This is a genomic window from Paenibacillus sp. FSL M7-0134 (assembly GCF_038007865.1).
Lineage (GTDB): Bacteria > Bacillota > Bacilli > Paenibacillales > Paenibacillaceae > Paenibacillus > Paenibacillus polymyxa_B.
In genome coordinates this window covers 2889770-2900802 of record NZ_JBBOXV010000001.1, presented here as the reverse complement: position 1 = coordinate 2900802, position 11033 = coordinate 2889770, and the positions used below count along the sequence as shown (strand labels likewise).

General features: G+C 43.8%; 11 protein-coding genes and 1 pseudogene. 3 read left to right on the top strand and 9 right to left on the bottom strand.

Translation table 11 applies throughout. From position 1 onward, the window contains the following. Positions 1 to 26 precede the first annotated feature (26 nt). On the bottom strand, positions 27 to 2639 hold the full coding sequence (gene adhE / locus NSQ58_RS12905; RefSeq protein ID WP_023989274.1) for a bifunctional acetaldehyde-CoA/alcohol dehydrogenase: 2613 nt from the start codon (positions 2637 to 2639) through the stop codon (positions 27 to 29). A 258-nt stretch (positions 2640 to 2897) separates the two neighbouring features. Between adhE and NSQ58_RS12900 the strand changes: the two genes are divergently transcribed. Continuing rightward, the gene (locus NSQ58_RS12900; protein WP_013310849.1) at positions 2898 to 3614 is read left to right on the top strand and encodes a Crp/Fnr family transcriptional regulator; all 717 of its coding nucleotides are present in this window, start codon (positions 2898 to 2900) and stop codon (positions 3612 to 3614) included. Positions 3615 to 3753: 139 nt separating this feature from the next. Here NSQ58_RS12900 and NSQ58_RS12895 read toward each other — a convergent pair whose 3' ends face one another. Then, positions 3754 to 4521, bottom strand: coding sequence for a DODA-type extradiol aromatic ring-opening family dioxygenase (locus NSQ58_RS12895; protein WP_075154407.1), 768 nt, complete (start codon positions 4519 to 4521; stop codon positions 3754 to 3756). 317 nt (positions 4522 to 4838) lie between these two features. Here NSQ58_RS12895 and NSQ58_RS12890 point away from each other — a divergent pair, with 317 nt between their 5' ends. After that, positions 4839 to 5138: a hypothetical protein gene (locus NSQ58_RS12890; RefSeq protein WP_226887755.1), complete on the top strand. Its 300-nt coding sequence runs from the start codon at positions 4839 to 4841 to the stop codon at positions 5136 to 5138. A gap of 125 nt (positions 5139 to 5263) precedes the next feature. On the opposite strand, the gene NSQ58_RS12885 is transcribed toward NSQ58_RS12890, so the two are convergent. The 7 genes and pseudogenes from NSQ58_RS12885 to NSQ58_RS12855 form a co-directional block, all read right to left on the bottom strand. Continuing rightward, entirely contained in the window at positions 5264 to 5608 is a 345-nt protein-coding gene (locus tag NSQ58_RS12885) for a winged helix-turn-helix transcriptional regulator (RefSeq protein ID WP_013371810.1), read from the bottom strand. 246 nt (positions 5609 to 5854) lie between these two features. Then, the gene (locus NSQ58_RS12880) at positions 5855 to 6586 is read right to left on the bottom strand and encodes a ThuA domain-containing protein (protein WP_023989276.1); all 732 of its coding nucleotides are present in this window, start codon (positions 6584 to 6586) and stop codon (positions 5855 to 5857) included. A gap of 20 nt (positions 6587 to 6606) precedes the next feature. Then, complete coding sequence (locus NSQ58_RS12875; protein WP_013310854.1) at positions 6607 to 7575, bottom strand: sugar phosphate isomerase/epimerase family protein; 969 nt, start codon at positions 7573 to 7575, stop codon at positions 6607 to 6609. Between the two features lie 77 nt (positions 7576 to 7652). Beyond that, complete coding sequence (locus tag NSQ58_RS12870) at positions 7653 to 8735, bottom strand: Gfo/Idh/MocA family protein (RefSeq protein ID WP_013310855.1); 1083 nt, start codon at positions 8733 to 8735, stop codon at positions 7653 to 7655. Continuing rightward, entirely contained in the window at positions 8728 to 9495 is a 768-nt protein-coding gene (locus NSQ58_RS12865; RefSeq protein WP_023989277.1) for a sugar phosphate isomerase/epimerase family protein, read from the bottom strand. The genes NSQ58_RS12870 and NSQ58_RS12865 overlap by 8 nt, the downstream gene beginning before the upstream one ends. 18 nt (positions 9496 to 9513) lie before the next feature. Then, positions 9514 to 9684 carry a hypothetical protein gene (locus NSQ58_RS12860; protein ID WP_023989278.1) on the bottom strand — a complete coding sequence of 57 codons (171 nt, stop codon included), beginning with the start codon at positions 9682 to 9684 and terminating at the stop codon, positions 9514 to 9516. Positions 9685 to 9686: 2 nt separating this feature from the next. Then, a pseudogene (locus tag NSQ58_RS12855) lies at positions 9687 to 9980 on the bottom strand (Gfo/Idh/MocA family protein); the annotation flags it as partial. Positions 9981 to 10146: 166 nt separating this feature from the next. Between NSQ58_RS12855 and NSQ58_RS12850 the strand changes: the two are divergent. After that, a complete protein-coding gene (locus NSQ58_RS12850; RefSeq protein ID WP_023989280.1) occupies positions 10147 to 10965 on the top strand; it encodes an AraC family transcriptional regulator in 819 nt (272 codons plus the stop codon). Positions 10966 to 11033: the final 68 nt, after the last annotated feature.

Sequence of the window (11033 nt, the reverse complement as noted above, 5' to 3'; positions counted from 1 at the left end):
TCACAAGCCTCTTCGTACCTATTATATTATTGGTCAAAACGTCCGTAGAAGGCATTGCGATAGACATCAGCCAACTCAGTAACCAGCGGCAACTTCGGATTCGCAGTTGTACATTGATCTTCAAATGCGCGGTCAGCCAGATAGTCTACACGTGATTCGAAATCCTTCGCATCGAAACCGATTTGTTGGAACGATTCCTCGATACCGAGTGTTTTGTTCATCTTACGGATTGCTTCGATCAAGCTGTTAACCCCTTCTTCGGTGGTGCGTGCAGGCAGTCCCAGTATGCGCGCGATTTCTGCATAACGCTCATCCGCAACAAAGTGCGAATATTTAGGGAACGAAGCAAATTTTGTCGGTTTTTTCGCATTATAGCGAATAACGTGCGGCAGCAAAATGGCATTCGTGCGGCCATGCGCTGTATGGTATTGTCCACCCCATTTATGTGCAAGACTGTGGTTAATACCCAAGAATGCATTAGCAAACGCCATACCAGCAAGTGTGGAAGCATTATGCATTTTTTCACGAGCCAGCTTATCACCGATCAGAGCCGATTGTTCTAGGTATTGGAATACCAATTGAATGGCTTTAATTGCCAGACCATCTGTGTAATCATTAGCCATTACGGACACGTAAGCCTCGATAGCATGTGTCAGAACGTCCATACCTGTGTCCGCTACAGCTGTTTTAGGCAGCGAATATACAAACACTGGGTCAATAATTGCCACATCAGGAGTCAACTCATAGTCAGCCAGCGGGTACTTCGTGTTACCCAGGTTTTTGTCCGTAATTACTGCAAACGATGTAACTTCGGAACCTGTACCCGAGGTTGTAGGGATAGCTACAAATTGTGCTTTTTGGCCCAGACGTGGGTACTTGTAAATCCGTTTACGGATATCCATGAATTTTTGTTTTAAGTTATTGAAATCAGTATCTGGATATTCATAGAACATCCACATGCCTTTAGCCGCATCCATTGGCGAACCGCCGCCCAGTGCGATGATGCAATCCGGTTGGAAACGTCTCATCATTTCTGTACCACGTTCTACCGTAACTGTCGATGGATCTGGCTCTACTTCAGAGAACACTTCGATAGCTACCGGTGTTTGGCGTTGATGCAGATAATGAATAACACGATCCACATATCCCAGTTTTACCATCATAGGGTCCGTGATAATGGCTACACGTGTGATATCAGGCATTTTAGCAAGATACTGTGTCGAATTTTTTTCAAAATAGATTTTGGAAGGTACTTTGAACCATTGCATATTCACCGTCCGTTTCGCCACCCTTTTCACATTAATCAAATTGACTGCCGATACGTTCGACGAAGTCGAGTTACGACCGTACGAACCGCAACCGAGTGTCAACGAAGGAAGGTTGGTGTTGTAAATGTCGCCAATCGCACCATGTGTGGAAGGTGCATTTACAATGATACGTCCTGTTTGCAGACGGTTTGCGAAGCGAGCGATAACGTCCTCATCGTTCGAATGAATAGCGGACGAGTGGCCCATGCCCCCGAATTCCACGACTTCAGCAGCGCGTTGAATACCTTGTTCCGCATTTTTCACTTTATAGCAAGCCAATACAGGACTCAATTTTTCCGCAGACAATGGGAATTTTGTTCCTACCCCTTCAATCTCAGCGACCAAAATTTTAGTTCCTGCTGGTACTGTGATACCACTCATTTCAGCAATTTTCACAGCAGACTGCCCGACGATTGCTGGGTTCACTGCACATTTCTCGACATTCATAGCTCCTTGAGTGAGCTTAGCTGCTTCTTCTTTATTTACAAAATAGCAGCCGTTAGCGATCATCAATTTTTTCACTTGTTCGAAGATTGGCTCTTCGATAATAACCGCTTGCTCGGAAGCACAAATCATACCGTTGTCAAAAGATTTAGAGAGGATAAGATCGTTCACGGCCTGCTTGATGTCTGCTGTTTTTTCAATAAAGCAAGGCACGTTACCTGGGCCTACACCCAGAGCAGGTTTACCGCAGCTATATGCCGCCTTAACCATGCCTGATCCACCAGTTGCCAGAATCAGAGCCACATCCGGGTGATTCATGAGTGAATTTGTCTTATCCATCGATGGAGCTTCAATCCATTGAATACAATCAGCTGGAGCACCATGTTTGACGGCTGCTTCGAGCAAGACGCGGGCTGCTTCCGCACTACACGATTGAGCAGATGGATGGAAACCGAAAATGATTGGGTTACGTGTTTTAATGGCAATCAACGCTTTGAACATCGTAGTCGAAGTCGGGTTTGTCACTGGAGTGATCCCCATGATAATGCCGACTGGCTCTGCTATCTTTTGAAAACTGTCAAAATCATTGTCTTCAATGACACCGACGGTTTTTTCATTTTTGATACTATGATAGACATATTCTGTTGCAAACATGTTTTTGGTGATTTTGTCCTCGTACACACCGCGTCCTGTTTCTTCAACAGCCAACTTCGCCAGGTACATGTGTTTATCCATCCCTGCGAGTGCCATAGCTTGTACGATTTCGTCAATCTGTTCCTGATTCATACTCATGAAAGCTTGCTGTGCCCGGTTCCCCCGGTCAATCAGCGTTTGAATATACTGCTCTGCGCTTTGCTCTTTTTGGATAACCTCGTTTTTAACAGCCATTTCCCTCATCCTCCTGTTATCTCGTGTACTATCTCTTGTTCACGCACTGATCGTAACACAGCTTTTCAAGATATATTGTGATTTTTTTCACAATCTATTTAAAATTTTATTTTATGAAGTGAATTAAATCACAAAGTTTGGAATTCTGCCACTTTTACCCCCTCTTCTTGCCCCAAAAACGCATTGCGCAGGTATATAATGAATTTGAATTGATCAAGTTGCAGATAAAAAACATAGGATACAAAGGGGAAATGGACGATGAGAAACCCTACAAATGTAATGGAAGCCCGCGGCAACACCTGTTGCTTCTCGGAGGCCAGCTTCAACCGGTTGCAAGTGATGATGAAAGATCGAGTTATGCCAGAAAGCTCGCATCTGTTCTGGGAAGGAGATACAGCGGATAAGCTGTTTTATATTAAGCGCGGACGCGTGAAAGTAACCAAAACAACGGATGAGGGTAAGGAACTTATTCTATATATGTATCAAAGCGGCGATCTTGTTGGTCAAGCCGATCCATTTTTCGGTACTAAGCATTCCTTTTCTGCTGAGGTTCTGGAAGACAGTGATATTGGCGTAATCGATCATACAGATCTGGAGCTACTTATTTGCCAGCATTGTGATTTTGCGATTGACTTTATGAAATGGATGGGTTCGCATCATCGCATTACTCAGACTAAGTTCCGCGATTTGATGATGTACGGCAAGCCTGGCGCTTTATGTTCAACACTCATCCGTCTATGCAATACCTATGGTGAGCCTCACGGCGAACATATCCTGATTCATAAAAAAATTACTCATACTGACTTATCAAATATGATCGGTGCGACTCGGGAAAGCGTAAACCGGATGCTTAGTGATCTACGTAAGAAAAATGCAGTTGAATATGATAATGGCATGATTGTTGTCAAGGATTTGGAAATGCTGCAAGGCGTATGTCATTGTGAATTGTGCCCTCGTGAGATTTGCCGCATATAATAAATCGTTTTTTACGTAAAAGGGAGTGTTATAAGCCATTATAGCTTATAACACTCCCTAATTTATTTCCACTCCTCTACTTATACAGAAGCAGTTGCGAAGCATTTTAACAATAGTCCTTCTTCTGGCAACACACTTTTTAAAACTGTAAGCATAGATAACTTAAATTCCCCATCTCATAGCTTCTATGGATGACCTTGGCTTTGTTTGCAGGATTGCCACTCCCCATTGCAATAAACAACGGTACAAAGTGCTCTGCTCTTGGTACGGCCTGGCGAGCATACGGTGCTTCGCTTTCATAGTGATCCAAAGCCTCTATATCTCTACTTTGCACTTTTTCAATAATCCAATCATCAAAATCTATAGCCCAAGGTTCTGTTTTCGTTTCCCCCCATTTGACGATACGCAGATTATGAACAGTCACTCCACTGCCAATGACCAGAATATCTTGTTCTCCCAGTCCACGCAGCACTTCACCAATGGCATATTGTGCTTTGGGCGAAAGATATGGATTTACTGAGATCTGAACTACCGGAATGTCTGCCTCAGGATACATACGATGCAACAATGTCCAGGATCCATGATCCAGTCCCCTCACCCGGTCAGTTTGTACGTCAATGCCCTTTTCTTCATATAATTTTTCCAGCTTATTGGCCAGTTCCACAGAACCATGTGCTGGATATTTCACCGTGTACAGTTCCGGTGGGAAACCGCCAAAATCATAAATGGTATCGTACACGTCATCCATCGAACTGATCGTCAACGTTTGCGCTTCCCAATGAGCAGTAAAGATAACAACCGCTTTAGGGCGAATGCTTTTCCCCAGTTGCTCTAAAAATGAAGTATAGTCCGTCTGTTCAATAGCAAGCATCGGTGAGCCGTGGGCCAAAAATAAAGATGGCATCATATAAAGATCCCCTTATCAGTAATAGTTTATTTTATTCATTAAGTAACTTTATGTAAGTAATAATACATAAGTAACAAAGTAATGTCAACACAGATTTCAACATACACTTAAAGATCAGAGATTCCATAAATAAAGATTGATATAGGTATAAGGTCATAGTAATATATAACTAATAAATTTAAAATTTCACTATGTTTCGATACAAAGGACTGGTTTCTATGGAGATACATACTTCTAATTGCCCAAAATGCGGTTCCGTTTTTCGTCAAAACCTTAGAAACCTGTGTAGTTCTTGTATTCAGGAAGAAAATATATTCTTGGACCGCTGTTCTAACTATCTATGGAAGCATCCTTCTACTCATACTCGTCAGCTCAGTGACGTAACCGGCACACCTATAGAATTGCTCACAGATTGGGTAAGAGCAGGCAAGTTTCCCTCCACATACAGTCAGCTTGATTATCCTTGTGAATCCTGCCGTTCCCCCATTTATGCAGGAAGACTTTGCCATTCCTGCTTGGGTACATTCCGTTCGGCCGCGCTGGATATTCAAACCCGTGTGCCCCGCCGTGCAACAGCAGGATTATTCTCAGTTGCAGGGCGCGTCAAAGGCTATTAAGCCGTCCTGCCTATGCAGATCATTTCTGTAAAATGGATAAGTAGTCCTATACACAAAATAAAAAAACAGCCTTTTTCCTAGGAAAAGGCTGTTTTGCTATGAGAAACGCTTATTTAGTTTGGTGCTCATCTAATCCATTCCTCAGCCCAAAATTGAATCTGTTCCATAACCGGCTGAAGCGCACGGCCTTTGGTTGTTAGCTCGTATTCAATGCGGACAGGAGTTTCCGGATATACATGACGTGTAAGTATTCCTTCATTTTCCAAATCTTTCATCCGCTCTGATAACATTTTGTCACTCATTGTGGGAATCAGATTGGAAATATCCTTAAACCGCTTAGGACCGCTCATCATGGATTGAATAATTAATCCATTCCAACGCTTACCCAAACATGAAAAGGCGGTTTCAAAACGCGGACACATTTTTGTAAATTGCGGTTGACTCTCCAAATTTTTCACCTTCTTTTGCATTTCGGTTTGATAAAGCTTTCCTTTTGTTAGTATATATCATTTTAGCATACTTTATCCCGAAAGAAAACACTTTCTTCTTAAATTAAATACCTGCGCTGATAAAGTTGCCATGACCAAAACTGATTATACAACAAACCAACACAGCAGGTATATGTCTAAATCGTTAAATACAAAAAGGCGGAATCCCTAGAGGTTCCGCCTATCAATCTGTTCATTATACAGCTCATCAAAATGTGATGATTGTTATTATACCAACACTCCACCGAGAGGTCTTACAGGTTCGCTTCTTCCATATATTGGTTTGTTAATATTTGTCGGAGAAGTCCAACGAATGCTGTTGGCGATAACTTTCAAAATATCAGGCTGGTAATAAGTCGGATAGGTCTCATGACCTGGGCGGAAATAGAATATCTTACCGCTACCTCGGCGGAAAGTACATCCGGTTCTAAATACTTCGCCGCCTTCAAAGTTACTAACAAATACCAATTCATCCGGCGCTGGAATATCAAAGAACTCGCCATACATCTCTTCCTGCTTCAACAAAATTTTGGCGTCTATGCCTTCTGCAATAGGATGTGACGGATTCACCGACCAAATAATCTCCTGTTCACCTGCCACCCTCCATTTCAGATCACAGCTAGTGCCCATTAGGGCTTTGAATGGCTTTGAAAAATGGCCCGAGTGTAGCACGATCAAGCCCATTCCTCCCTGCACTCGCTTTACAACACGCGCCGTAACTTCATCGCTCACCTGATCGTGGGCTTTATGCCCCCACCACAGCAGCACATCTGTGGAATTCAGGATCTCTTCTCCCAAACCATGCTCGGCATCATCACGAAGAGTAGCTGTTCGAATGGCAAATCCCTCTCCTGCCAGGCCGTCAGCCAACGCTTTGTGTATCCCGTCAGGATATATCTGTTTGGCTTCATCATTCAACTTTTCGTTCAAAAATTCATTCCAAATGGTGACGTTAATCATCAACATTTCCCCCTATTAGGTTAGACCCACCACATCTCGCTCAGCGGTTCTTCAATTAATACCTGGCGAAGATTGTGGACAGCCTTAGTAAAGCCTTCCTCCACGGACATCAGACCATCTTCATGCTCAATACTCACTACATAATCGTATCCCACCAGACGCAGAGCACTGATAATATCTGCCCAGGTTTTTACATCATGTCCATAACCCACAGTACGGAACTGCCAAGCGCGATCTAGCATTTTGGTATATTCCTGCATATCGGTAAGTCCATATTTATTTACATTGACCGGATCAATCGTCGTATCCTTGGCATGAAAATGGTGAATGGCTCCCTCTCGGCCCAAAATTTGAACCGCCTGCACTGGGTCAATTCCCTGCCACCACATGTGGCTCGGATCCAGATTAGCACCAATGACCTCTCCCGCAGCTTCACGCAAACGAAGCAAGGTCGCTGGTGTATGAACGGAGAAGCCTCCGTGTAGCTCCAGCCCAATTTTAACATGATGATCTGCTGCAAATTTTCCCGTCTCAGTCCAGTAAGGAATAATTTTATTCTCCCATTGCCACTTCAACACTTCCTGAAAATCATTAGGCCACGGAGCCACAGGCCAATTTGGATATTTCGCATCCTCATGATCACCCGGACAGCCAGAGAAAGTGTTCACAACTGGAACTTCCAGCTTTTCTGCCAATCGAACGGTTTTAAGAAACGTTTCATGATCAGCTTGGGCTAAATGCTTTTGCGGATGAAGAGGATTGCCGTGACAGCTAAGCGCACTAATCGTTAGTCCACGGGACTCTACTGCCTTTTTAAAATTTTTGAGCGCTGTATCATTCTCCAGCAACTCATCCGGCTTACAATGCTTATCTCCTGGGTTGCCGCCTGTACCGATTTCTACAGCATCTAATCCTTGAGAAGCCACATAATCCAGCGCCTCCTCCAGCGAACGTCCGCCGAACAACACCATAAATACTCCAAGTTTCAAAAGAAATCCCTCCCTGTATCATATGTGAAAAAAGCTGCTTTCATTATAATGATGGTCTATTCGAGATAATTACGGGCTTAGTCAAAATAGACAGCTTTCCCGGTACGGGCCGATTCATAGATAGCTTCCAAAATTTCAGTAACAACCAGTGCCTGTTCCGGCTTCACAAGAGGTTCTTTGTCGTCCAGAATAGATTCGATCCACAGACGAGCTTCGCGGTCTGCTTCATTTTCCGTTTCTCCAGAGTAAAAGGCAACACCACCTGCATCCAGATCTATTTTCGTATCAAACAAGCGGCTGTTCTTTTCCCCGTTAATGCGCAATCCATCCTGCATATCAGCTCCGCCTTCGGTTCCGCATAACAGCGTCTTCGCTTCGCCAAACTCTACAACGTTCAATGCCCAGCTGGATTCCAGTACAATCGTAGCTCCATTTTGCATCGTAATAAAACCAAAAGCTGAGTCCTCTACCTTAAATTCCTCAGGATTCCAAGGCCCAAAGGCATTTGCCGCATCTTTACGATCCCCTAGCTTATGGAAGGTTGAACCTAGTACACTTTTAGGCTTGTAATTATCCATCAGCCAGAGTGTCAGGTCGAGTGCATGCGTGCCAATATCAATAAGAGGACCACCGCCCTGCTTCTCTTCATCCAAGAATACTCCCCAAGTCGGAACCGCGCGACGGCGTAGAGCAATGGCTTTGCCCAGATAAATGTCTCCAAGCTCTCCTTGCTCAACCAATTGCTTCAGATACAAACTGTCATCACGATATCGGTTTTGATACGCAATAGACAGCTTCTTACCTGTACGGTTGGCTGCATCGAGCATCTCCCGTGCTTGCTCAGCAGTTTTAGCCATCGGCTTTTCACACAGCACATGCTTACCTGCCTCAAGCGCCGCTACGGTAATTTCTGAGTGCGAGTCATTGGGTGTACACACATGTACGACTTCAATGTCTTTATTTTCTAGCAACTGACGGTAATCACTATAAACTTGCGACCCTTCAACTCCAAACTTTTCTGCTGCCTCTTCAGCGCGCTCCTGAATGATGTCACAGAATGCAACGATTTCTGCACGCTTCTGCTTGGCAAGACTCGGCAAGTGTTTGCCGTTGGCAATGCCTCCACAACCAATAATCCCGATTTTGAGTGTTTTAGACATGAATATTTCCTCCCTGAGCTGCGTATTGTTGGAGCCATTTAATGCTGGTTTCAATGCTTTCGATTGGAGGGTTTGAGCAGAAATCCTGTTCCACGACGACCCAATCCACACCTGCCTGAATAGCGGCGTCTGTAATGGCCTGAAGCTGCACTTCGCCTTTGCCAAGCTCTACAGTCACTGCTTTTTGTTGCTCGTCACGTGCCATATCCTTTAAGTGAATGATAGGCAGGCGTCCATTATAACGTCCGATGTATTCCACTGGATCATAGCCCCCATAGTATACCCAACAAGTATCCATTTCGACCTGTAACAAATCATCGGAAACCGCATCATATAAAGCATCGAATACCGGGCGATCATTGATTTTTTCTGTCAATTCAAAATCATGATTATGATAAGCCAGTATCAAGCCCTGTTCTTTCACTTTTTCACCAATACGATTCAAATTAGCAAAAATTTCATCCCACTGTCGCTGTTCTTCGGTTAAATAAGGAACGATTAGGTACTTATTGCCCAATTCTTTGTGGTATGCAATCTCCTCATCCAAATGATCCAACAAACGAGAATATTGTATATGAGTTCCGACAACTTCCAGATTTAGCTCATCCAAAAGCGCTCTGACATCCTTGGCATTGCGTCCGAAAAAGGTATGAAATTCTACCCCTTTATAGCCAAACTCAGCTACCTTGCGCAATGTACCTTCAAAATCCTGTTCAAGCTCTTCCCTTACTGTGTACAATTGCAATCCTACTTTAGCCATTACCCTTCACCTCTTTAATTAGGATGAATTTTCCATTATATCTGTTCCATAATACAAATCCTCGTCCGGCTTGAACGTGCTTTCCAGCGTAATGTGATTGCCTTCCAATGATGAGCGCTGAAAAGCATGCATGGCTTCTAACACATGGTAGGCCAGCTCAGCATTAGCACGATGGTCCGTGAATTTCAATGCGCCAAAGGCTTTTCACTGTACACATGCTTGCCTGCCTCTAGTATCGCCACATCTGTCAGTGCATGGCTGCCAGGCACGGTCAGATTAAATACAAGCTCAATCTCAGGCTGACGAAGCAATTCATCCACCTTGTATACGTTTTCAATGTTGAATTCATCGGCCCTCTCCTTGGCCCTCTCATCTAGTAAATCAGCGACGGCCACTACTTCAATAAGTGGGCTCTTTTGGAGATTTTCAAGATATACCGAGCTAATAGTACCGCATCCGATAATCCCGGCCTTCATTCGTTCCACGTCGTCACACTCCTTGGCCTCCAACATGTACTTTCTCATCTAACATGTAAGCTTTACAGTTCACATAGTATTCTATTTCTGTTTCGTTTAAAATGAATAATATGATTAAAACATGAACAATCTGGTCAATATTTGAAACAGCCATATGTCCAAAGGAGTCATCATCATGTCTATCGTCGAGCCTTGTCAGGTTCTTACCGCAGGCTATTCCTTCCATCGAAAGCCCTTTTATTCGAACCAGCCTGATGGGATTAAAAATTATTTATTCCGTTTGCAAACAGATGGACGCTGCCAGGCCCGCATTAACGGGGAAATGACACGGATTGAGGCGGGTGATCTACTGCTATTCAATCCTACCGAGCCTTATGAACTGGATATTCATAGTGAGTTGAATCCCATGGGAGATCTGGTCGTGGAAAGTGGAGATTATCACATTTTTTTCGGTGGTTCCTGGGTAGATGAGTGGTGGAACCATCATAAACGACCCAACAGAATTAAGGTTCAGCTCACAGAAGCCCTGCTTGGCCTATTTCGTCAGCTTGTGATGGAGCAACGACGTATTTCTAATCCTTACCCGGAAATATCAAGTTATTACATGCGCATTTTATGTTTGGAGTTTGACCGTATGCTATCCGATCATCCTATCGCTACTCATCATAACTATCTTGCGTATCAGATTAAAAATTATATTGAAGAAAATGCATCCTCTAACTTCAAGCTGGATGACGTGTCTTCACACGTAGGTATCAGCGTATCCCGAGCAGTACATCTGTTTAAGGAAACATTCGATACGAGCATTATGCAGTACACGCTGGACATCAGGCTTAACATGGCGAGAGAACGAATCATTTTCAGTCCCATGTCACTGGAACAAGCCGCCGAATCGTCAGGATTTGCAAATTACACGTATTTTCATCGTGTATTTCGTTCCCGCTTCGGTATGTCGCCCAAAGAATTCAGGGTGATTCACCGCGAGCAATTGTAGGTAAAAGAGAGCGTTCACCTGAACGCTCTCTTTGTTCATAACCAATAATAATGAAATTGTGCTTACAT

What these genes read in the sequence shown, in the direction of transcription:
- adhE (WP_023989274.1), bottom strand. Translation starts at nt 2,639, where the DNA reads ATGGCTGTTAAAAACGAGGTTATCCAAAAAGAGCAAAGCGCAGAGCAG.
- NSQ58_RS12900 (WP_013310849.1), top strand. Translation starts at nt 2,898, where the DNA reads ATGAGAAACCCTACAAATGTAATGGAAGCCCGCGGCAACACCTGTTGC.
- NSQ58_RS12895 (WP_075154407.1), bottom strand. Translation starts at nt 4,521, where the DNA reads ATGATGCCATCTTTATTTTTGGCCCACGGCTCACCGATGCTTGCTATT.
- NSQ58_RS12885 (WP_013371810.1), bottom strand. Translation starts at nt 5,608, where the DNA reads ATGCAAAAGAAGGTGAAAAATTTGGAGAGTCAACCGCAATTTACAAAA.
- NSQ58_RS12880 (WP_023989276.1), bottom strand. Translation starts at nt 6,586, where the DNA reads ATGATTAACGTCACCATTTGGAATGAATTTTTGAACGAAAAGTTGAAT.
- NSQ58_RS12870 (WP_013310855.1), bottom strand. Translation starts at nt 8,735, where the DNA reads ATGTCTAAAACACTCAAAATCGGGATTATTGGTTGTGGAGGCATTGCC.
- NSQ58_RS12865 (WP_023989277.1), bottom strand. Translation starts at nt 9,495, where the DNA reads ATGGCTAAAGTAGGATTGCAATTGTACACAGTAAGGGAAGAGCTTGAA.
- NSQ58_RS12850 (WP_023989280.1), top strand. Translation starts at nt 10,147, where the DNA reads ATGTCTATCGTCGAGCCTTGTCAGGTTCTTACCGCAGGCTATTCCTTC.